Annotated in this window: 4 protein-coding genes; 3 read left to right on the top strand and 1 reads right to left on the bottom strand. The window is 74.6% G+C overall.

Features of this window, described 5'->3' with window-relative positions; all coding sequences use genetic code 11:
- Positions 1–19: 19 nt before the first annotated feature.
- A complete protein-coding gene (locus ACFC1R_RS12690; protein WP_375937097.1) occupies positions 20–10,480 on the top strand; it encodes an SDR family NAD(P)-dependent oxidoreductase in 10,461 nt (3,486 codons plus the stop codon).
- A gap of 229 nt (positions 10,481–10,709) precedes the next feature.
- On the opposite strand, the gene ACFC1R_RS12685 is transcribed toward ACFC1R_RS12690, so the two are convergent.
- The gene (locus tag ACFC1R_RS12685) at positions 10,710–13,574 is read right to left on the bottom strand and encodes an AAA family ATPase (protein ID WP_375937094.1); all 2,865 of its coding nucleotides are present in this window, start codon (positions 13,572–13,574) and stop codon (positions 10,710–10,712) included.
- 630 nt (positions 13,575–14,204) lie between these two features.
- Here ACFC1R_RS12685 and ACFC1R_RS12680 point away from each other — a divergent pair.
- Positions 14,205–19,682 (top strand): SDR family NAD(P)-dependent oxidoreductase, encoded by a 5,478-nt coding sequence (locus tag ACFC1R_RS12680; RefSeq protein ID WP_375937091.1) that lies wholly within the window; start codon positions 14,205–14,207, stop codon positions 19,680–19,682.
- Entirely contained in the window at positions 19,682–24,427 is a 4,746-nt protein-coding gene (locus ACFC1R_RS12675; protein WP_375937088.1) for a type I polyketide synthase, read from the top strand. The genes ACFC1R_RS12680 and ACFC1R_RS12675 overlap by 1 nt, the downstream gene beginning before the upstream one ends.
- The last annotated feature ends 81 nt before the right edge of the window (positions 24,428–24,508 follow it).

Here is a 24,508-nt window from a genome sequence, read left to right as displayed (position 1 = left end):
TCAGGGAGCGACACAGACCGTGGATACACCCGTCGAGCAGATAGTCGAGGCGCTGCGCGAGTCGTTGCTGGAGAACGAACGGCTGCGGCAGCACACCACGCGGATCGAGGCCGCAGCGCAGGAGCCGATCGCGATCGTGGCGATGAGCTGCCGCTACCCCGGGGGCGTCGGCTCGCCCGAGCAGCTGTGGCAGCTGGTCGACCGGGGCGTCGACGCCGTCGGGGACTTCCCGGCGGACCGCGACTGGGACGTCGAGGGGCTGTACGACCCGGACCCGGACACGCCCGGCAAGACCCACGTCCGCGAGGGCGGATTCCTCTACGACGCACCGCGGTTCGACGCCGCCTTCTTCGGCATCTCGCCGCGTGAGGCTATCGCGATGGACCCGCAGCAGCGCCTGCTGCTGGAGATCGCCTGGGAGGCGTTCGAACGGGCCAACATCGACCCGCACACCATGCACGGCAGCCGGACCGGGATCTTCGCCGGTGTGATGTACCACGACTACGGCAGCTGGCTGGCCGAGGTGCCCGAGGGCGTCGAGGGCTACCTCGGCAACGGCAACCTGGGCAGCGTCGCCTCCGGCCGGGTCTCCTACACGCTGGGTCTCGAGGGCCCGGCGGTCACCGTGGACACCGCCTGCTCGTCCTCGCTGGTCGCCCTGCACCTCGCGGTCCAGGCGCTCCGGCAGGGGGAGTGCTCCTACGCCCTGGCCGGGGGCGTGACCGTGATGTCCACCCCGGACACCTTCGTGGACTTCAGCCGCCAGCGCGGCCTCGCCGAGAACGGCCGCTGCAAGTCGTTCGCCGCGTCGGCGGACGGCACCGGCTGGGGCGAGGGCGCCGGGATGCTGCTGCTGGAGCGGCTCTCCGACGCCGAGCGCAACGGACACCGGGTGCTCGCCCTGGTCCGGGGCAGCGCGATCAACCAGGACGGCGCCTCCAACGGGCTGACCGCGCCCAACGGCCCGTCCCAGCAGCGGGTGATCCGCCAGGCGCTGGCCAGCGCCAGGCTCACCGCGGACCAGGTGCACCTGGTCGAGGCGCACGGCACCGGCACCCCGCTCGGCGACCCGATCGAGGCACAGGCCCTGCTCGCGACGTACGGGCAGGACCGCGCGGAGCCGCTCTGGCTCGGCTCGGTCAAGTCGAACATCGGTCACACCCAGGCCGCCGCCGGCGTGGCCGGTGTGATCAAGGCGGTGATGGCCATGCGGCACGGCCGGATGCCGAAGACGCTGCACGTCGACGCCCCCACCCCGCAGGTGGACTGGACCGAGGGCGCGGTCCGACTGCTCGACGAGGCCCGGGAGTGGCCGCTGACCGGCGACGCCCGGCGGGCCGCCGTCTCCTCGTTCGGCATCAGCGGCACCAACGCCCACGTGATCCTCGAAGGCGTGCCGGAGCCCGACGTCCCCTCCGGCGGGAGCGAGCCGACCGGACCGCTGCCGCTGGTGCTCACCGGCAAGGGGGAGCAGGGGCTGGCGGCGCAGGCCCAGCGGCTGCTCGACCACCTCGACGGCGCACCGCTCCCCGACCTCGCCTACACCCTGGCGACCTCGCGGGCGGCGCTCGGCGACCGCGCGGTGGTGATCGGCGCGGACCGCTCCGCGCTGGCCGCCGGGCTGACCGAGCTGGCCGCCGGACGGGCCGCCGCCAACGTGGTCCAGGGCGCGGTGCGCGGCGAGTCCCGGGTCGCCTTCGTCTTCCCCGGACAGGGCTCGCAGTGGGTCGGCATGGCGGCCGAACTGCTCGATTCCTCCCCGGTGTTCGCCGCCAGGATGGCGGAGTGCGCCGAGGCGCTGGCCCCCTTCGTCGACTGGGACCTGCTCGCCACCGTCCGCGGCTCGGCGCCGCTGGAGCGGGTGGACGTGGTGCAGCCGGTGCTCTGGGCGGTCATGGTCTCGCTGGCGGAGCTGTGGCGCTCCCACGGCATCCGGCCGGCCGCCGTGATCGGGCACTCGCAGGGCGAGATCGCGGCGGCCTGCGTGGCCGGAGCGCTCTCCCTCGCCGACGGCGCCAAGGTGGTGGCCCTGCGCAGCGTGGCCATCGCCGACGAACTGTCAGCGCGCGGCGGGATGATGTCGGTCGCGCTGCCGGTGGAGCAGGTGCGGGAGCGGATCGCCGGGTACGACGGCCGGGTCTCGGTGGCCGCGGTCAACGGGGCGACCTCGGTGGTGCTCTCCGGTGACGCCGACGCGATCGGCGAGCTGGCGGGGCTGCTCAAGGCGGACGGCGTCCGTGCCAAGCGGCTGCCGGTGGACTACGCCTCGCACTCCGCCCAGGTCGAGAGCATCCGCGAGCGGCTGCTGACCGAGCTGGCCGGGGTCGCCCCGCGCTCCGCCGAGGTGCCGTTCTACTCCACCGTGACCGGCGAACTGTTCGACACCGGCGGCCTGGACGCCGAGTACTGGTACACCAACCTGCGCCAGAGCGTGCTCTTCGACCGGACCACCCGGGTGCTGCTGGCCGGCGGGTACGGCGTGTTCGTCGAGTGCAGCCCGCACCCGGTGCTGCTGCACAGCATCGAGGAGACGGCGGACGCGGCCGGCGCGGACGTGGTGGGCCTCGGCTCGCTGCGGCGCGACGACGGCGGCCCCCAGCGGTTCCTGGCCTCCCTGGCCGAGGCGTTCGTGCACGGGGTGCCGGTCGACTGGGCCACGGTCTTCGCGGGGACGCCCGTGCACAAGGTCGACCTGCCGACGTACGCCTTCCAGCGCGAGCGGTTCTGGCTCGGCAGCTCCCCGGCGGTCGGCGACGTGGCCGCGGCCGGTCTCGCCGCCGCCGGACACCCGCTGCTCGGTGCCTCGGTCACCGTCGCCGACGGCGGCGGCACGCTGTTCACCGGCCGGCTCTCCACCGGCACCGTCCCCTGGCTCGCCGACCACGCGGTGAACGGCACGGTGCTGCTGCCCGGCACCGCGTTCGTGGAACTGGCCGTCAAGGCGGGCGACGAGGTCGGCTGCGGACGGGTGGCCGAACTGACCCTGGAGGTGCCGCTGCTGCTGCCCGAGCGCGGAGCGGTCCAGCTCCAGCTCCACCTCGGCGAGGCGGACGAGTCCGGCCGGCGCCCGCTGGCCGTGCACTCCCGCCCGGAGGGCGGCGAGGGCGACTGGACGCGCAACGCGTCCGGCCTGCTGGAACCGGACACCGCGGAGGCCGGATTCGACCTCGCGGCCTGGCCCCCGGCCGGCGCGCAGCCGGTCCCGCTGGACGGCGTGTACGACCGGCTGGCCGAGCAGGGCTACCACTACGGCCCCGCGTTCCGGGGCCTGCGGGCGGCCTGGCGGCGCGGCGAGGAGACCTTCGCCGAGGTCGAACTCCCGGTGGAAGCAGCACAGTTCGGGCTGCACCCGGCACTGTTCGACGCCGCCCTGCACGCTGCGGGGGCCGGCGAGGCCGAGTCGGGCCCGGCCAGGCTGCCGTTCGTCTGGAACGGCGTGTCGCTGTTCGCGGCGGGCGCGACGGCGCTGCGGCTGCGGATCGTCGGCACGGACTCCCTCACCCTCCAGCTCGCCGACACCACCGGCGCCCCGGTGGCCTCGGTGGACGGCCTGACCACCCGCGCCGTCGACCCCGGCGCACTCGGCGCCGCCGCGCACCTCGACGCCCTGTTCCGCCTCGACTGGCCGGTGCTGGCGGTGGACGGACCCGCAGTCGACCACGCGGTGCTCGGCGCGGGCGGCCTCGACGAGCTGGCCCCGCCTCCCGCCTTCGTGGTCCTCCCGCTGAGCGGGGCCGGAGACCCGGTCGAAGGGACCAGGGCCGCCGCCGACCGGGTGCTGGAGACGGTACGCCAGTGGCTGGACAGCGACCGGGTCGCCGCCTCCCGCCTGGTGGTGCTCACCAGGGGAGCCGTGGCGGTGGGCGCCGAGGGCGTCCAGGACCTGGCCGCGGCCGCCGTCTGGGGCCTGGTCCGCGCCGCACAGGGCGAGAACCCCGACCAGTTCGTCCTGTTGGACGCGGACGCGGACACCACCGTCGAGCAGGCCGTCGCGGCCGCGGCCGCCTCGGGCGAGCCGCAACTGGCCCTGCGCAACGGCACGGTGCACGTCCCCCGGCTGGCCAGGAGCACGCCCGGCGGCTCGGCCCCCGCGTTCGCACCCGGGGGAACCGTACTGATCACCGGCGGCACCGGGGTGCTCGGCGGCCTGGTCGCCCGGCACCTGGTGGCCGAACACGGCGCGCGCCGGCTGCTGCTGGCCGGCCGCAGCGGTGTGGCCCAGGACGACTTCGCCGACCTGGACGCGGAGGTGACCGTGGCCAAGTGCGACGCGGCCGACCGCGACCAGCTCGCCGACCTGCTCGCCTCCGTGCCGGCCGAGCACCCGCTGACCGCGGTCGTGCACCTGGCCGGCGCCCTGGACGACGGCCTGGCCACCGCGCTCACCCCCGAGCGGCTCGACGCGGTGCTGCGCCCCAAGGTGGACGCGGCCTGGCACCTGCACGAACTCACCAGGGACACGGACCTGGCCGCCTTCGTGCTGTTCTCCTCGGCGGCGGGCACCGTGGACGGCGCGGGCCAGGCCGGCTACGCGGCGGCCAACGCCTTCCTCGACGGCCTGGCCCACCACCGCCGGGCGCTCGGCCTGCCCGCCGTCTCGCTGGCCTGGGGCTTCTGGGAGCAGCGCACGGGGATGACCGCTCACCTGAGCGACGCCGACGTGGTGCGGATGGCGAGGGCGGGGGTCCGCCCGATCGCCACCGCCCAGGGCCTCGGCCTGTTCGACCTGGCGCTGGCCTCGGAGGAGGCGCTGCTGCTGCCGATCGGCCTGGACCTGCCCGCGCTCCGCGCGGCGGGCACGGTGCCGCCGGTGCTGCGCGGCCTGGTGCGCCCGTCGGCCAGGCGTGCGGCCGCGGCGGCCGCGGCGGCGGGTACGGCGCTGGACCGGCTGGCCGCCCTGGCGCCGGCCGAGCGCGACGCGGTGCTCTTCGAACTGGTCCGCACCCACGTCGCCGCGGTCCTCGGCCACGACCCGGACATGGTGCTCGATCCGCGCCGGGCGTTCCGCGAGTGGGGATTCGACTCGCTGACGGCGGTGGAACTGCGCAACCGGCTCGGTCTCGCGGTCGGACTGCGGCTGCCGGCCACCCTGGTCTTCGACTACCCGGACTCGATCGCGCTGGTCGGCTACCTCAAGGCCGAGCTGTTCGGCTCGGACGAGCCGGTCGACGCCGGGCCGGCCGGCCCGCAGCCGGTCACCGACGATCCGATCGCGATCGTGGCGATGAGCTGCCGATTCCCCGGCGGTGTCAGCACCCCGGAGGAGCTGTGGGAGCTGCTGGCGGACGGCGGTGACGGGATCTCGCGGTTCCCGGCGGACCGCGGCTGGGACGTCGAGGGCCTCTACGACCCGGAGCCGGGCAAAGCCGGCCGGTGCAGCACCCGCGAGGGCGGGTTCCTGCACGACGCCGCCGACTTCGAGCCGGACTTCTTCGGCATCTCGCCGCGCGAGGCGATCGCGATGGACCCGCAGCAGCGGTTGCTGCTGGAGACCTCCTGGGAGGCGCTGGAGCGGGCCGGCATCGACCCGCACTCGGTGCGGGGCAGCCGGACGGGTGTCTTCACCGGCGTGATGTACCACGACTACGGCAGCAGGCTCGCCAACGCGCCGGAGGACGTGCGGGACTACCTGGGCAACGGCAGCCTCGGCAGCGTGGCGTCCGGCCGGGTCGCCTACACCCTCGGCCTGGAGGGGCCCACCCTCAGCGTGGACACGGCGTGTTCCTCGTCGCTGGTCGCGCTGCACCTGGCGGCGCAGGCGCTGCGCAACGGCGAGTGCACACTGGCCCTGGCCGGCGGTGTCTCGGTGATGTCCACCGTGGACACCTTCGTGGACTTCAGCAGGCAGCGGAACCTCGCGGCGGACGGCCGGGCGAAGTCCTTCGCGGACGGCGCCGACGGCACCGCGCTCTCCGAGGGCGCGGGGATGCTGCTGCTGGAGCGGCTGTCGGACGCGCGGCGCAACGGGCACGAGGTGCTGGCGGTCGTGCGGGGTTCCGCGGTGAACCAGGACGGTGCTTCGAACGGTCTGACCGCGCCGAACGGTCCGTCGCAGCAGCGGGTGATCCGGCAGGCGTTGGCCAGTGCCGGGCTGTCGGGGTCGGATGTCGATGTGGTGGAGGCGCACGGCACCGGCACCACGCTGGGCGACCCGATCGAGGCCCAGGCCCTGCTGGCGACCTACGGCCAGGACCGCCCCGAGGGGCAGCCGCTCTGGCTCGGCTCGATCAAGTCGAACATCGGCCACACCCAGGCCGCGGCCGGCGTGGCCGGGGTGATCAAGATGGTGCAGGCGATGCGGCACGGTGTGCTGCCGAGGACGTTGCACGTGGGCGAGCCGTCGACGAAGGTGGACTGGTCGGCGGGTGAGGTCCGGCTGTTGACCGAGGCGCGGGAGTGGCCCGAGGCCGGGCGTCCGCGCCGGGCCGGGATCTCCTCGTTCGGGATCAGCGGCACCAACGCCCACACCATCATCGAGGCGGTCGCCGAGGAGCCCGCCGCGCCGGCGGACACCACTGCGCCGCTGCTGCCCGTCCTGCTCTCCGGGACCAGCCCGGAGGCGCTCGCGGCCCAGGCGGAGCGGCTCAGGTCGGTGGTGGACGCGCCGATCGCGGATCTCGCCTTCTCCCTGGCGACCGGCCGGGCCGCGCTCGGCCACCGGGCCGCCCTGGTCGCCCGCGACCGGGACGAACTCGCCGCCGCCTTGGACGCGCTGGCAGCCGGCGAGACCGCGCCGAACGTGCTGCGCGGCAAGCCGGCCGCCGGCAAGCTCGCCTTCCTGTTCACCGGCCAGGGCGCCCAGCGACCGGGCATGGGAAGGGAGTTGTACCAGGAGCACCCGGTGTTCCGCAGCGCACTGGACGAGGTCTGCGCCCAGCTGGACCAGCACCTCGACCGGCCGCTGCTGGACCTGCTCCTCGACCCGGACTCCGAACTGCTCGATCAGACGGTGTACACCCAGAGCGCCCTGTTCGCCGTCGAGGTGGCCCTGTACCGGCTCGTCGAGTCCTGGGGGCTGCGGCCGGACTTCCTGGCCGGCCACTCGATCGGCGAGCTGACCGCCGCGCACGTCGCGGGCGTGTTCGGCCTGGCGGACGCCGCCCGGTTGGTCGCGGCCCGGGGACGCCTCATGCAGGCACTGCCCGCGGGCGGCGCGATGCTGGCCGTCGACGCCACCGAGGAGGAGGTGCTGCCGCACCTCGGCGCCGCCGTCGGCATCGCCGCCGTCAACGGACCGAACGCCGTCGTGGTGTCCGGCGAGGAGCCGGCGGTGGCCGCGGTCGAGGCCGCGTTCGCGCACCGCAGGACCAGGCGGCTGCGGGTCAGCCACGCGTTCCACTCGCCGCTGATGGAGCCGATGCTGAAGGAGTTCGAGGAGGTCGCCCGGACCCTGCGGTTCGCTCCGCCTACCGTGCCGATCGTCTCGAACCTGACCGGGCTGCGGGCGACCGCCGAGGAGCTGACCTCGCCCGGGTACTGGGTGCGGCACGTCCGCGAGGCCGTCCGGTTCGCCGACGGAATCCGGACCCTGGAGGCCGACGGCGTGCGGACCTTCCTCGAACTGGGGCCCGACGCGGTGCTCTCCACCATGGGGACGCACTGCCTCGCCGACCCCGAGCGCACCGTTCTCGTCCCAGCGCTGCGCCGGGACCGGGACGAACCCGTCGCGCTGGCCACCGCGCTGGCCGCGCTCCAGGTACGCGGTGTCGCCGTCGACTGGGAGCAGGTCCACGCCGGGACCGGCGCGCGCCGGATCGCCCTGCCGACGTACGCCTTCCAGCGCCGGCGGTTCTGGCTCGACGACGGACCGTCGGGTCCCGCCGATGTGAGCGGCTTCGGCCAGTCGGCCGCCGACCACCCGCTGCTCGGCGCCGAGCTCGTGCTGGCCGAGAGCGACTGTGTCGCGCTGACCGGGCGGCTCTCGCTCGGCACCCACCCCTGGCTGGCCGACCACGCGGTCGCCGACGTGGTCCTGCTGCCGGGCAGCGCGTTCGTGGAGCTCGCGGTCCAGGCCGGTGACCGGGTCGGCAGCGGCCTGGTCGAGGAACTGGCCATCGAACGCCCGCTGGTCCTGCCCGAGCAGGGCGGGATCCAGCTCCAGGTGGTCACCGGCGCCGCGGACGGCTCCGGCCGGCGCCCGGTCACGGTGCACGCGCGCACCGAGGACGCGAACGCGGTGTGGACCAAGCACGCGACCGGCGTACTCGCGCCGTCGGCCGCACCGGAACCCGCGGCCCTCGACGTCTGGCCGCCGGCCGGCGCGGTGGCCGTCGACCTGACCGGCACGTACGACCACCTCGCCGAACAGGGCTACGGCTACGGGCCGTTGTTCCGCTGCCTGCGCGCCGCCTGGCGGCTCGGCGAGGAGGTCTACGCCGAACTCGCGCTGCCCGAGGACGCCCAGGTGGCCGGCTTCGGCCTGCACCCCGCGCTGCTCGACTCCGCACTGCACGCGATCGACCTCCTGGACGGCCAGGACCCGACGGTGATGACCCTGCCGTTCGCCTGGGAGGGGGTGTCGCTGTACGCGGCGGGCGCCTCGGCCCTGCGGCTGCGGCTCACCCCGCACGGCACCGAGCAGATGGCGCTCCAGCTCTTCGACGCGACCGGCGCGCCGGTCGCCCGGGTCTCCGCGCTGCGGATCAGGCAGGTGACCGCCGAGCAGCTGAGTGCGGCCGCCCCCGCCGCCGGCGACCTGTTCGAACTGGACTGGGTGCCGGTGCCGACGGCCGCCGGGACGGCGGTCCGGCCGGACACGGTGACCTTCGCCCCCGCCGCCGGCGCCGACGCTCCGGCCGCGGCCCGGGAGATCGTGCACCGGGCACTCGGCACGCTCCAGGAGCGCCTCGCCGAGGACGCCGGGGCGACCGGGGACGCCGACAACCCCGAGGGCTCGCGCCTGGTGGTCGTCACCAGGGGAGCGGTCGCGCTGGACGGCGTGCCCGACCTCGCCCAGGCCGGGATCTGGGGCCTGGTCAGGGCGGCCGCCGTCGAGCACCCCGACCGGCTGGTGCTGGTCGACCTCGACGACGACCCCGCCTCCGAAGCCGCCCTGGCGGCGGCGGTGGCCACCGGCGAACCGGAACTGGCGCTGCGGGCGGGCAGGGCGTACGCCCCGAGGCTGGCCGAAACCGCCGTCGACGGCTCGTTCACCGGGCTGGACCCGGAGGGCACCGTGCTCGTCACCGGCGGCACCGGCAGCCTCGGCCGCCTGCTCGCCCGGCACCTGGTCACCCGGCACGGCGTCCGGCACCTGGTGCTGAGCAGCCGCAGCGGCGAGGCGGGCGCACCCGGCCTGCCCGGCGAACTGCGCGAGCTGGGCGCGACCGTGACCGTGACCGCCTGCGACGCGGCCGACCGCGAGGCACTGGCCGCGCTGCTCGCCGCGATCCCGGCCGAGCACCCGCTGACGGCGGTGGTCCATGCCGCCGGAGTGCTGGACGACGGCCTGGTCTCGGCACTGACCGGCGACCGGCTGGACGCGGTGCTGCGGCCCAAGGCGGACGCCGCCTGGAACCTGCACGAACTCACCGCCGGGCTGGACCTGAAGGCGTTCGTGCTGTTCTCCTCGGCCGCTGCCACCCTCGGCGCCGCCGGCCAGGGCAACTACGCGGCCGCCAACGCCTTCCTGGACGCGCTCGCGGTCCACCGGCGCTCGGCCGGACTTCCCGCGCTCTCGCTGGGCTGGGGTCTGTGGAACACCGGCTCGGGCATGGCGGGCTCGCTCGGCGAGGCCGAGCTGCGACGGCTGGCCAGGGACGGCATCCAGCCGCTGCCGGTCGACCGGGCCCTCGCGCTGTTCGACCGGGCGCTGGCGTCGGACCGGTCGCTGCTCCTGCCGATGCGGGTCCAGCCGACCGGGCACGCGGCACCGATGCTGCGGGCCCTCGCCAGGGTGCCGGCCCGCCGGACGGCGCAGGCCGCCCCGGCCGGCACCGGGAGGACCGGGCCCGTCGCGCTGCCCGAGCGGCTCGCGGCACTGCCCCCGGCGGACCGCAGGCAGTTGCTGCTGGAGACCGTGCGGGGTCATGTCGCCGACGTCCTCGGGCACTCCGGCGTCGACGCGGTCGACCCGGAGCGGGGTTTCGGCGAACTCGGGGTGGACTCGCTCTCCGCCCTGGAACTGCGCAACCGGATCGGTGCCGACACCGGGCTGAGGCTGTCGTCCACGCTGACCTTCGACTACCCGACCCCGGCCTCGATCGCCGACCACCTCTTCGCCGAACTGGGCGGGGACACGGACGAGGACACCCCGGACGTCGAGGCCGAGGTGATCCGGCTCGAAGCCCTGCTGGACGCGGCCGCGGTCAACGAGGAGCAGCGCTCCAGGGTGGCCCTGCGACTGCGGGCGCTGACCGCCCGGTGGACCGGCGACGGCGGCCTGCCGGAAGCCGACCGGGAGGCCGGTCCCGAGCTTGACTCGGCCACCGCGGACGAACTGTTCGGGATCCTGGACGACGAGCTCGGCAGCTTCAACTGACCGCCGGGTGACGGGGGTCCGCCCCGCCCCTGCCCGACCGGGCGGGGCGGACCCCACCGGCGGACAGTCAGACAGTCGGCCGAACAGTCGGCCAGCAAGCCAGCAAGCCAGCAAGCCAGCAAGCCTGTCAGTCAGTCAGTCAGTCAGTCGGCCGACCGTACGACGCGACAAGGGTGCGGGGCTCCGCCCGATCGAGCGGAGCCCCGCACCCGAAGGAGGGACAGTGGAGTCAGAGCGCCAGGCGCTTCCAGAGCGGAAGCAGGTCCTTGGTCAGCACGCCGCCGCTCGGGCGGCGGTCGGCTCCGGGACTGTGGTCCGACATGGCCGGGATCTGGTGCTCGAGCACCTTCGACGGCAGTTCGGTCCGACTGGCGACGTTCAACTTGCGGTACACGCGGGTGAGGTGCTGCTCGACGGTGCTGACCGTGACGTGGATCCGGCTGCTGATCTCGCGGTTGGTGTACCCGAGCGCGGCCAGTGCGGCGACCCGGCCCTCCGCGTCACTGAGGACCGAGGCGCCGTCGGTGTCGGCCGGCGGTGCCTCGCCCCGGGGCGGACCGGCCGGGAGGCCGTCCACCGGCGGATCGGTGTCGCAGATCCCGGCCTCCTGGGCGGCCTGGCGTGCCACCAGGCGTGCTCTGGCGTAGTCGCCGAGCTCGTAGTGGGCGGCGGACAGGTCGGCGAACGCCACGGCGAGCTCCAGGCGGTCGCCGCAGGCCTGCAGCAGGTCGATCGACTCGCGCAGCAGCGCCGTGCGGTGCCTCGGCTGGCTGGTGCCGGCCAGGATGCGCAGGGCGATGCCGCGTGGCCGCGAGGCGAGCGTGCTGCGCAGCCCGATCTGCTCCTCGGCCCACTCCTTGGCGACCCGGGTCTTGCCGATCCGCAGGTTGGCCTGGGCGAGGTCGTTGCGCCAGGGGACCAGCGGCTGCAGGTCGGGGTTCCGGTCGCGCATCAGGTGTCCGCAGGTCTCGAAGTCGTTCAGCGCGGCGAAGGCCCGGTCGGTGGAGAGGTAGTGGTGCCCCCTGGCGCGCAGGTACTGGACGCCGAAGACGGTGTTGAACATGGCGTCGGGCACCTTGCGCCTGAGCAGGTGCGCCGCGGCCTCGTGCCGGCCCATGGCCGTGTTGGCGAAGATCGCCGTGGACAGCGGCATGCCGATGAGCGCGCCCCAGCCCTGCGGGTGCAGCAGGTCGAGGGCCTCGGTGGCCCTGGCCTCCGCGGTGACCACGTCGCCCTGCAGCAGGGCGATCTCCGCCCGGACGCCGCGGAGCAGTGCCTCCCAGGTCCGCGCCCGGCGCTGCACGGCGTCCGCCAGCAGCGCCTCGCACACCTCGACCGCGGTCGCCGTCCGGCCCGAGAAGGCGATGACCAGCAGCGAGAAGACCGTCAGTTCCAGCTTCATGTCGCTGAGTTGGCCGCTGAGCAGGGCCTCGGTCACATGGGCCACCGACTCGTCGGTGACGTCTCCGCTGACCAGCAGGGCCACCGTGGCCCACAGGGCGCTGACCTTGCCCGTGGTGGCGCGCTCCAGGGTGGCCACCTTGGCGAGGTCGCCGCGGTGGCTGACCCGGGGTGCGCCGTAGAAGCAGTGCCGGACGAACTCCACCTCGGCCAGTACGTGCGCGTCGACCGGGTCGAGCGAGGCGGCCAGGGCGCTCACGGCCTCGGCGGCCGGGCCGGTGTCGCCCTGCCACAGCATGTGCCGGATGACGGTGGCCGCGTCCCGCGCGTCCAGCGCGTCGTCCAGTACGACCGGGTGCAGCGGTGTGAGGTGCGGTGCCACGGCCGCCGGGTTCACCCGCCACTCCGCACGGGCCAGGGCGATGGAGAGGGCGTGCCGCTCCTGCTCGTCCGCGCACTCGCGCAGCGCCAGCCGCAGGTACCCGGTGGACCGTTCGACGTCGTCCGCGGCCAGGGCCAGTTCGGAGGCCAGCCGCAGCACCGACAGCCCCCAGGGTTCGACGACCCGGTCCGCGGCCATGAGGTGCTCGGTGACGACCGGGGCGGCCGCACCGTCCAGGTAGAGCAGGCGGGCGATCTCGCCGTGCAGCCGGGCGCGCTCGGCGGGGTCGAGGTCGCTCAACACCGCGTTCGCGGCGGCGGGGTGACGGAACCGGTAGCCGTCGAGCAGCCCCGTCGAGCTCAGCACCTCGACCACGACCTGCACCGCGTCGGTGCTCGCGGACAGCAGCAGCGCGGTGGTCCGGGCGGAGGCGAGCTCGCCGAGCGCGGCCACCGCCCTGGCGACGGAGAGGTGTCTGGGCTCGCCCCGGTACAGGCAGGCGAGCACCGCCTGCCGGTAGGCGATGCTCGCGACGGGCTCACCGATCTCGGCGCCGAACTGCGTGCCGTCGTCCAGCAGCGCATGCACCAGCATGGGGTTTCCGGCGGTCGCCCGGTGATAGGAGGCGCTGATTTCCTTGGGGGGAAGCTGAGTTGTCTGCGCGGCGAGTATCTGCGCGACGCCCTGTTCGGAGAGCGGTGCCAGCCGGACCCGGCGGTGCGGCTGGCGGATGAGGTCGGTGTGGACGAGGGGGTCCGGTAATCCGGACTGCTCCCAGCCGGCGCAGACCACCAGGATCCGTTTGTTCCGGGCCCGCCGGAGCAGGTGGAGCATGGTCTGCAGGGAGTAGGGGTCCACGAGGTGGGCATCGTCGACCGCGATGACCAGGGGACGTTCTCCGGCCAGCTCCAGGATCGGCGCGGACGCGCCCCGGACGACGGCTTCTGCGGCGTATTCCGAACCGTCGGGGTCGAACGAACCTGACACAGTCTCGCCGACGGCCCTTGACGGGGTGTCACCGTCGGTACCAGGCTGTGCAGGGCGGTCGAGAACCTCCGCGGGGATCTCGCCGCTGTGCAGCAGCTGCCTGATGACGCCCATGGGATGGGCCCGCTCGCACAGGCTGGCGGTGGCGGTGAGCACCCGGGCCCCCGCTTTGGCCGCGGATTTCGAGAACTCGTGCAGGAGTTCCGTCTTCCCGAGTCCCGGGCCGCCGCTGACAATCACGAGCTGCCCGGATCCGTCGACGCATTCGGCGTATGCCTCGCGTAAGAGTTCCAGCTCTCGGTGGCGCTCTAACAGGCGCACCATGACCTCCCCCGTGGTCAGTATTCCTGTAATTGCAAACAGCAGTGCAGGGTTTCGCTCAAGGATTGCACGCCCCCGTGCGGCCCCCGAAAGCGCCTGCCTGCCGTGGAGTATTCAGTGGAATGCGGCGGTGAAATCTGCTTGACATGGAAAATTCATGCACATGTCATAATAGGAATTGCTGGCCCCTTCCAGCCCTTCGCTTGGAGTGGGTTGCAGGACGGCTCGGTGGAGTTCTCGGGAGCCGGCCCAGACGCTCCCCGGGCCCACCTGGCCCGGCTGGACTGCCTGCGCCGATCACGAACTTATGGCTGTTCAGGGGCACTCCGCCGTGCCCGAGTCCTGAGTTGACGTTATGTTGGGGCCGCCAACGTTGTCAACCGCCGCTATCCCAGGCCAACGGCCGGTGGTCGGCCTGTGGAGACCCGGTGTGTCCGGGGGCCCGGCGTCGTCGAACCAATCGGTGACGGCATTCGGACGGGCCGGGATAAGCCGGGTCCACCGGTCGCCACAGGGGGGACTAGGGGGTGACCCCGACACCCCCTGCTCCCTAGCCTCCCAAAGGCGGGGACATGGACCGAGGAGCCGGGAGCCCGCGTTTCCGAAGGCTTCGATCCCGATCGGATGGCTGCGTTGGCGAACAACGAGGACCGACTGCTCGACTACCTCAGGCGAACCACTTCGGATCTGCGCGAGACGCGGCGCAGGCTGCGCGAGTCCGAGTACCGCGCCCACGAGCCGGTCGCGATCGTGGGCATGGCGTGCCGGTATCCGGGTGGCGTGCGCACACCCCGGGAGCTCTGGGAGCTGGTGGCGGCCGGCACCGACGCGGTGTCGGACTTCCCCACCGACCGGGGCTGGGACGTGGAGTCCCTCTACGACCCCGACCCCGAGCGTCCGGGCAAGACCTACGCGCGCACCGGCGGCTTCCTGCACGACGCCGCCGACTTCGACCCCGACTTCTTCGGCATCTCGCCGCGCGAGGCGCTGGCGATGGACCCGCAGCAACGGCTGCTGCTGGAGACCTCGTTCGAGGCGTTCGAGGACGCGGGCATCGTGCCGGCGGCGCTGCGCGGCAGCCGGACCGGCGTGTTCGTCGGGGTCATGTACAACGACTACGCCACCAGGCTGCAGTCGGTGCCGGACGACCTCGACGGCTATCTGGCCAACGGCAGCGCGGCCAGTGTCGCCTCGGGCCGGGTGGCCTACACCTTCGGCCTGGAGGGGCCGGCCGTCACCATCGACACGGCCTGCTCGTCCTCGCTGGTGGCACTGCACTGGGCGGTCCGGGCGCTGCAGTCGGGCGAGTGCACCCTGGCGCTGGCCGGCGGGGTGACCGTGATGTCGACGCCCGAGACCTTCGTCGACTTCAGCCGGCAGCGCGGACTGTCCCCCGACGGCCGCTGCAAGGCCTTCGCCGAGGGGGCGGACGGCACCGGCTGGGGTGAGGGCGCCGGAATGCTGCTGGTCGAGCGGCTCTCCGACGCGCAGCGGCTCGGTCACCGGGTGCTCGCCGTGGTCAGGGGCACCGCGATCAACTCCGACGGCGCCAGCAGCCGGCTGACCGCGCCGAACGGCCCCTCGCAGCAGCGGGTGATCAAGCAGGCGCTGGCGAGCGCCGGTCTCTCGGCGTCGGACGTCGACGCGGTCGAGGCGCACGGCACCGGCACCTCGCTCGGCGACCCGATCGAGGCGCAGGCGCTGCTGGCGGCGTACGGCCAGGACCGCCCCGAGGGCCGTCCGCTCTGGCTGGGCTCGATCAAGTCGAACCTCGGCCACACCCAGGCCGCGGCCGGCGTGGCCGGGGTGATCAAGATGGTGCAGGCGATGCGGCACGGTGTGCTGCCCAGGACCCTGCACGTCGACCGGCCCTCCGCCCAGGTGGACTGGACGGCCGGCGACGTCCGGCTGCTGACCGAGGCGCAGGACTGGCCGGAGGCCGGGCGGCCGCGCCGCTCGGCGGTCTCCTCGTTCGGGATCAGCGGGACCAACGCCCACGTGGTGCTCGAACAGGCGCCGGCGCCGTCCGAGGCGGCCGGGCCCGCCGATGCGCCGCCGGCCGCCGGGCAGGAAGCGGCCGCCGGGAGGGAAGCGGCCGACGAGCGGCCCGCGGCGGTCGAACAGGGGGAGGTGGCCGCCGCGCCGCGGCCGACCGCACTGCCGTGGATCCTGTCGGCCCGGACCCCGGAGGCGCTCGCCGAGCAGACCCGCCGCCTGCGTGCCCACCTCGCCGCCCGGCCGGAGCTGGACCCGGCCGACGTCGCCTTCTCGCTGGCCACCACCCGCTCCTCCTTCGAGCACCGCGCGGTGGTCGTCGGCCGGGACACCGAGGAGCTGCTGGCCGGCCTGGCCTCGGTGGTCGGCACCCCCGCCGGCGGCGGCAGGCTGGCCTTCCTGTTCACCGGCCAGGGCTCGCAACGCCTCGGCATGGGACGCGGGTTGTACCGGGCCTTCCCGGTGTTCGCGGCCGCCTTCGACGAGGTGTGCGCACTGCTGGACCCGGAACTGGAGATTCCGCTCGCCCGGGTGATCGAGGCCGAGCCGGAGCTGCTGGACCGCACCGACTACGCCCAGGCGGCGATCTTCGCCGTCGAGGTGGCGCTGTTCCGGCTGCTGGAGTCGCTCGGCGTGCGCCCGGACTACCTGGTCGGCCACTCGGTCGGCGAGCTGGCCGCCGCGCACGTGTCCGGCGTGCTGTCACTGGAGGGCGCGGCCGCGATGGTGCTGGCGCGCGGCGGCTCGATGCGGCGGCTGCCGGAGGGCGGCGCGATGGCCGCGATCCGGGCCACCGAGGCCGAGGTGCTGCCGCTGCTCTCCGGGCGGGTCGGCCTGGCGGCGGTCAACGGGCCGCGCTCGGTGGTGGTTTCGGGCGAGGAGGACGCGGTGCTCGCGGTCGCCGTCGGGTTCGGGAAGAGCACCCGGCTCAAGGTCTCGCACGCTTTCCACTCGCCGCTGATGGAGCCGATGCAGGCCGAGTTCGCCGAGGTCGCCAAGGCGCAGTCGTACGGTGCGCCGCGCATCCCGATCGTGTCCACGCTGACCGGTGCCCCGGCCGGGGCCGAGGAGCTGGGTTCGCCGGACTACTGGGTGGACCACGTCCGGCAGCCGGTGCGGTTCGAGGCGGCGGTGCGCGCGCTGGAGGACCTGGGCGTCCGCAGGTTCCTGGAACTGGGCCCGGACGCGGTGCTGACCGCGATGGCGCAGGACTGCGTCACCGCCGAGCCGGTGGCGGCCGCGACCATGCGCCGCGACTGTGCCGAGGAGCGCGAACTGATCGGTGCGCTCGGACGGTTGCACGCCGACGGGGTGCCGGTCGACTGGGCGGAGCTGTTCGCCGGCCGCGGGGCGGTGCGGGTCGACCTGCCGCTGTACCCGTTCCAGCGCAGCAGGCTCTGGCTGGAGGCCACCGCCAGCGGCGGCGACCCGGGCAGCCTGGGGCAGCAGCCGGCCGGCCACCCGCTGCTGGGCGCGGTGACGGAACTGCCCGACTCGGGCGGCCTGGTGCTGACCGGGCGGCTCTCGCTGTCCGCCCAGCCCTGGCTCGCCGACCACGCGGTGCACGGCACGGTGCTCCTCCCGGGCACGGCCCTGGTCGAGCTGGCGGTCCAGGCCGGTGACCGGGTCGGCTGCGCGGTGGTCGAGGAGCTGACGCTCCAGGCGCCGCTGGTCCTGCCGGCGCACGGCGCGGTCGCGGTGCAGGTCGCGGTCGGCGGTGACGAGGCGGGCCGGCGCTCCCTCGCGGTGCACTCGCGGCCCGCCGACGCGCCGGAGGCGCCGTGGAGCCGCAACGCGAGCGGTGTGCTCGGGTCCGTCGCCGAGGAGCCGGGGTTCGATCTGGGCGTCTGGCCGCCCGAGGGCGCCGAACCGGTCGAGCTGGGCGACCTCTACCCGCGGCTGGCCCGGGTCGGCTACGGCTACGGCGAGGTGTTCCAGGGGCTGCGCTCGGTCTGGCGGCGGGGTGACGACCTGTTCGCCGAGGCCGCGCTGCCGGAGCGGGCGCGGGCCACGGCCGGCTCGTTCGGCGTGCACCCGGCCCTGCTGGACGCCGCGCTGCACGTGAACCTGCTCGACCTGGGCGACGACCAGGCGGTGCTGCCGTTCAGCTGGGGCGGGGTCTCGCTGCACGCGGGCGGTGCGTCGGTGCTGCGGCTGCACGTCGCCAAGGCCGGCCGGGACGCGGTGTCGCTGGCGGTCGCGGACGGCACCGGTGCACCGGTCGCCACGGTCCGCACCCTGGTCGCCCGCCCGGTCTCGGCCGGGCAACTGGCCGCCGAACCGGGGGAGTCGCTGTTCCGCGTCGACCTGGTCCCGGTGCCGGAACCGGCCGGGACGGACCTCGTGGACCTCGCGGACCTCGCGGTCTGCGGCACCGACGACCTCGGCCTGGGGGCACCGCTGCACCCGGACCTGGAGTCGCTCGAAGGACCGGTGCCCGCCCTGCTGGTGCTGCCGGTGGCGGTACCCGGCACGACGCCGGACCTGCCGTCGGCGGTGCACGGGACCGTCGGCCGCACCCTGGCCGTGCTGCGCGGCTTCCTCGGCGACCGGCGCTTCGACCGGTCGAGGCTGGCGGTGGTGACCAGGGCCGGCGAGCTCACGCACGCGCCGCTGGCCGGTCTGGTCCGCGCCGCCGAGGCGGAGAACCCCGGCCGGTTCCTGCTCGTGGACACCGACGGTACGCCGGGCCTGGCCGCAGCGCTGGCCGCCGGCGAGCCCGAAGTGGCGGTGCGCGACGGCGCGTTGTGGGCGCCGAGGCTGGCCAGGGCGGAGCCGGGGCAGCGACCGGTCTGGGACACCGACGCGGCCGTGCTGATCACCGGCGGCACCGGCGGCCTCGGCGGCCTGGTCGCCCGCCACCTGGTGACCGCGCACGGCGTCCGCCGGCTGCTGCTGACCAGCCGGCGCGGCGAGGACGCCCCCGGCGCGGCCGAGCTGCGGGCCGAGCTCGAAGGGCTCGGCGCCGAGGTCACCGTCGCCCGCTGCGACGCGGCCGACCGCGGGCAACTGGCTGCGCTGCTGGCCGAGTACGAGATCGGCGGGGTCGTGCACTCGGCCGGTGTGGTCGACAACGGGATGCTCGCCACGCTCAGCCCCGAGCAGGTGGAACGGGTGCTGCGGCCGAAGGTCGACGCAGCCTGGAACCTGCACGAGCTCACCAGGGACCGCAGCCTGGCCGCCTTCGTCCTCTTCTCCTCCACCGCCGGCCTGCTGGTCGGCGGCGGCCAGGCCAACTACGCGGCCGCCAACGCCTTCCTGGACGGGCTGGCGGCGCACCGCAGGGCCGCCGGACTGCCCGCGGTGTCGATGGCCTGGGGCCTGTGGTCGGAGGTCGGCGGTCTGGCCGACCAGGTGGACGCGGCCGACCTCGAACGTATGCACAGGATGGGCCTGCCGCCGCTGCCCGCCACCCAGGGCCTGGAACTCTTCGACGCAGCCCTGGACACCGGGGACGCCCTGGTGGTGCCGATGCGGCTGGACGTCGCCGCGGTACGGGCCAGGACCGACGGGGTCCCGACCCTGCTGCGCCGACTGGTCCGCAGCGCGCCGCGCCGGACCGCCGGGGCGGCCCGCGGCGCGGGCACCTCGCCGGCCTCCTGGCAGGAGCGGCTCGCGCCGCTGCCGGACGCCGAACGGGACCGGCTGCTGCTGGAACTGGTGCTGGCCAACGTCGCCGCCGTGCTCGGGCACGCCTCGGCGGAGTCGGTCGACCCGGGACGCGCCTTCCAGGAGATGGGATTCGACTCGCTCGCCGCCGTGGAACTGCGCAACCTGCTGGGGGCGGCGACCGGGCTCTCCCTCCCGGCGACCCTGGTGTTCGACCAGCCGGCCCCGGCCGTGCTCACCGCCTACCTCAAGGCCGAACTCGTCCCCGGCCCCGCCGACCAGGCCCGGCTGATGGTCGCCGAGGTGGACCGGCTGGAGGCCGCACTGACCGCGCTGCCCGACCAGGACGGCTCGCACGCCCGCATCACCGCGCGCCTCGAAGCGCTCCTGCGGACCTGGCGCGACACCCACGGCAGCGCGGGTGCCGCCGGGGCGCCGGACGCCCTCGACACCGCCACCGATGAAGAACTCTTCGCGACGATCGACAACGAACTTGGAGTCCAGTGATGGTAGAACCGGCCAACGTCGACAGGCTCCGCGACTACCTGAAGCGGGCGACCAGCGAGCTGGAGCGCAGCCGCCGCCGGGTGCGCGAGCTGGAGGAGCGCAACCAGGAGCCGATCGCGATCATCGGGATGGGCTGCCGCTACCCCGGCGGGATCCGCACCCCCGAGGACCTCTGGCAGATCGTCAGCGACGGCACCGACGTGGTGTCGGGCTTCCCGGTGGACCGGGGCTGGGACGTGGAGGCGCTCTACGACCCCGAGCCCGGGAAGCCCGGCAAGAGCTACGTGCGGCACGGCGGCTTCCTGCACGACGCCGCCGAGTGCGACCCCGCGTTCTTCGGGATCAGCCCGAAGGACGCACCCGGCACCGACCCGCAGCAGCGGATGCTGCTGGAGGTCAGCTGGGAGGCGTTCGAGCGGGCCGGGATCGACCCGCTGTCGATGAAGGGCACCCAGACCGGCGTGTTCGTCGGCCTGATGCACCACGACTACGTCGGCGGCACCATCTCGGGCAGCATCGTCTCCGGCCGGATCGCCTACACCCTCGGCCTCGAAGGGCCCGCGGTCACCATGGACACCGCGTGCTCCTCCTCGCTGGTCGCCCTGCACGAGGCCTCCCAGGCACTGCGCCGGGGCGAGTGCGAGTTCGCCCTGGTCGGCGGCGCCGCGGTGATGGCGAGCCCGGAGATGTTCATCGAGTTCAGCGAGCGGCGGGCGCTGTCGGCCGACGGCCGCTGCAAGTCCTTCTCGGAGGACGCCGACGGCGCGGCCTGGGCCGAGGGCGTGGGCGTGCTGCTGGTGGAGCGGCTGTCGGACGCCCGCCGCAAGGGGCACCAGGTGCTCGGGCTGATCCGGGGCAGCGCGATCAACCAGGACGGCGCCTCCAACGGCATGACCGCGCCGAGCGGCCCCGCGCAGATCCGGGTGATCCAGCAGGCACTGGCCGACGCGCAGCTGTCCCCGAACCAGATCGACGTGGTCGAGGCGCACGGCACCGGCACCAGGCTCGGCGACCCGATCGAGGCGCAGGCGGTCATCGCCGCCTACGGGCAGAACCGCCCCGAGGGCCGGCCGATGTGGCTCGGCTCGATCAAGTCCAACATGGGCCACCCGCAGGCCGCCGCCGGTGTGGCGGGCGTGATCAAGATGGTCATGGCGATGCGCCACGGCGTGCTGCCCAAGTCGCTGCACTCCGAGCGCCGCACCCCCGCGGTGGACTGGTCGGCCGGCGACGTCGAGCTGCTGACCGAGGCCCGGCCGTGGCCGAGCCACGGCCAGCCGCGCCGCGCCGCCGTCTCCGGCTTCGGGATCAGCGGCACCAACGCGCACACCATCATCGAGGAGGCCCCGGCCGCCGAACCGGAGGACGGGACGCCGCGCGCGGCGCTCCCGGCGGTGCCCTGGGTGCTCTCCGCCAAGACCGCCGACGGAGTGAAGGCCCAGGCGAGCCGGCTGCTCGCCGTCGCGGACGGCCTCGACCCGGTGGACGTCGGCTTCTCGCTGGCCACCACCCGCTCCCTGTTCACCCACCGCGCCGCGGTGGTCGGCCAGGACCGCGACGAACTGCTGGAGGGGCTGCGCGCGCTGGCCGACGGCCGGGAGGTGCCCACGGTCGCGTCCGGCCCCGGCCGGCTCGCCGTGGTGTTCTCCGGCCAGGGCTCCCAGCGGGCCGGCATGGGACGCGAACTGCACCGGCACTTCCCCGAGTTCGCGCGGGCCTTCGACGAGGTGTGCGCCGAGTTCGACCGGCACCTCGACCGGCCGCTGCGGGACGTCGTCTTCGACACCGACTCCGAGCTGCTGAACCAGACCGTGTTCACCCAGGCCGGCATCTTCGCCTTCGAGGTCGCGCTCTACCGCCTGCTGGAGTCCTGGGGCATCCGTCCCGACCTGCTCGGCGGGCACTCGATCGGCGAGGTGGTCGCCGCCCACGTCGCCGGAGTGCTGTCGCTCGGCGACGCCGTCACACTGGTGGCCGCGCGCGGCCGGCTGATGCAGGCGCTGCCCGAGGGCGGCGCGATGGTCGCGATCCGGGCCACCGAGGCGGAGGTCGTCCCGCTGCTCACCGCGGGCGCCGACCTCGCCGCGGTCAACGGTGCCCGCGCGGTCGTCGTCTCGGGCGACGAGGACGCGGTGCTCGCCGTCGCCGCCGAGTTCGAGAAGACCACCAGGCTGCGGGTCTCGCACGCGTTCCACTCGCACCGGATGGACGACATGCTGGAGTCCTTCTGGACCGTGCTCAACGGGCTGGACTTCAACGAGCCGCAGCTCCCCGTGGTGTCCAACCTGACCGGCGAGATCACCGACGAGCTGACCTCGCCCGACTACTGGGTCCGCCACGTCCGGGAGGCCGTCAGGTTCCACGACGGCGTCCGCACGCTGGCCGCCGAGGGCGTCGTCCGGCTGCTGGAGGTCGGCCCCGACTCGGTGCTCGCCGGCATGGCCCAGGACATCGTCCCCGAGGCTGTCGCGACCCAGCGCCGCGACCAGGGCGAGGCCAGGGCCCTGCTGACCGCCGTCGGCCGGCTGCACGTCAGCGGCGTCAGCCCCGACTGGTCCGCGCTGTTCGGCGGCGCCCGCCGGGTCGACCTGCCCACCTACCCCTTCCAGCGCAACCGGCACTGGGAGAACGCCCCGTCCATCTCGACGGCGCCCGGCCGGGGCGGGGTGGCCGACGAGGGCGGCGAGTTCTGGAACCTGGTCCGGGACCAGGACGTCGCCGCGGTCGCCGCCACCCTCGGCGTGGACGACGAGGCCCCGGTGGCCGCGCTCATCCCGGCCCTGGCCTCCTGGTACGACCAGCGGCAGGCGAACTCCACCGTGGACGGCTGGCGCTACCGGATCGGCTGGCGCATGCTGCCCGGCTCCGAGGACCGGATCGCCACCGGCCACTGGCTGGTGGCCGTCCCCGAGAGCCTGGCCGGCGACCCGTGGGTCGAGGCCGCGCTGGCGGCGCTGACCGACCGGGGCCTGACCACCGACGTACTGGAGGTGCCCGCCGCCGCCCAGGACCGGGCCGAACTGGCCGGACTGCTCACCGGCCGCAGCGCCGTGGACGGCGTGCTCTCCCTGCTGGCACTGGACACCCCGGCCGCCGTCACCGCCGCCCTCGTCCAGGCCCTCGGCGACGCCGGGATCGACGCCAGGCTGTGGGCCGCCACCCGGGACGCGATGGCGCACGAGCCCTCGGCCCGGCCCGGCGGCTTCCGCCAGGCGCAGGTCTGGGGACTCGGCCGGGTCGCCGCGCTGGAGCACCCCGAGCGCTGGGGCGGTCTGCTCGACCTGCCGGCCGAGTTCGGCCCGCTCACCTCGGCCCGGCTGGCGGCCGTGCTCACCGGATCCGGTGACGAGGACCAGCTGGTGATCCGGGAGTCGGGAGTCTTCGCCCGCCGCCTGGAGCACGCGCCCGTCCGGCCCGGCACCGCCTGGCAGCCCACCGGCACCGTGCTGGTGACCGGTGCCACCGGTGCGGTCGGCGCCCGGGTCGCCGGGTGGCTGGCGGAGCAGGGCGCGGAGCACCTGCTGCTCACCAGCCGGCGCGGCGACCAGGCGCCCGGCGCCGACGAACTGCTGCGGCAGCTGGCGGCGACCGGTACCAAGGTCACGCTCGCCGCCTGCGACGCGGCCGACCGGGACGGCCTCGCCGCGCTGCTCGCCTCCGTACCGGCCGAGTACCCGCTGACGGCCGTGGTCCACCTGGCCGGCGTGCTGGACGACGGCGTCCTGGACGCGCTCACCCCCGAGCGCTTCGGCACCGTGCTGCGGCCCAAGGCGGACGCGGCCTGGAACCTGCACGAGCTCACCGCCGGTCACGACCTGCGGGCGTTCGTCCTCTTCTCCTCGCTCACCGCCACCGTCGGCGGCGCGGGCCAGGCCAACTACGCGGCCGCCAACGCCTTCCTCGACGGTCTGGCCGAGTACCGGCGGGGCGAGGGCCTGGCCGCCACCTCGATCGCCTGGGGACTGTGGGGCGGCGGCGGCATGGCCGACCACGGAGCCGTCCGCGACGCGGGCCGCGGCCTCGGTATCGGGGCGATGGACCCCGACCGGGCGCTGACGGCGCTGCGCCGCGCGCTGGAGAGCGGCGAGACCACGCTGACCGTGGCCGACGTGGACTGGACCCGGTTCGCGCCCGCCTTCGGATCCACCCGCCGCAGTCCGCTGCTGGCCGACCTGCCCGAGGTCCAGGGCCTGGCGGCGTCCGGTGGCGACACCTCGGTCCCCGACGGCTTCGCGCAGCAGCTGGCCGCGATGACCGGCGGCGAGCGCAAGCGCGCCCTGGTGGACCTGGTCTGCACCCAGGCCGCGACCGTGCTCGGGTACGGCGGTGCGGGCTCGATCGAGCCGAGCACGGCCTTCCGGGACCTCGGCTTCGACTCGCTGACCTCGGTCGACCTGCGCAACCGGCTCAGCACGGCGGCCGGGGTGGCCCTGCCGGCCACGCTGATCTTCGACTACGCCACGCCGGCCGCACTGGCCGAGCACCTCGGCGCCGAACTGGGCGAGTCGGGCGATGCGTCGGCCGACTCGCTGCTCGCCGAACTGGACCGGCTGGAGGCCAGGTTCGGCGAACTGACGGCCGAGGACATCGAGCAGGGGCGGATCACCGCCCGCCTGCAGACCATGCTCAACTCACTGGCCGAGACCCTGGCCGCCGGTGACGGCGAGTCGATCGCGGGGCGGCTGGAGAACGCGTCCGCCGACGACATCTTCGCGTTCATCGACAACGAACTCGGCACGGCGTGACCGGGCCCGCCCACCGCCCCCGCACGTCAGGCCAAATCTTCCGCACAGAAGTGGCGACACTCGATGACCAACGATGACAAG

Origin of the sequence: Kitasatospora sp. NPDC056138 (assembly GCF_042264695.1) — a bacterium.
In the GTDB taxonomy this organism is placed as follows: Bacteria; Actinomycetota; Actinomycetes; order Streptomycetales; family Streptomycetaceae; genus Kitasatospora.
This window is presented reverse-complemented; position numbering and strand designations above follow the sequence as displayed.

Coding starts and splice junctions, on each gene's coding strand:
- ACFC1R_RS12685 (WP_375937094.1), bottom strand. CDS start 13,574: ATGGTGCGCCTGTTAGAGCGCCACCGAGAGCTGGAACTCTTACGCGAG.
- ACFC1R_RS12675 (WP_375937088.1), top strand. CDS start 19,682: ATGGTAGAACCGGCCAACGTCGACAGGCTCCGCGACTACCTGAAGCGG.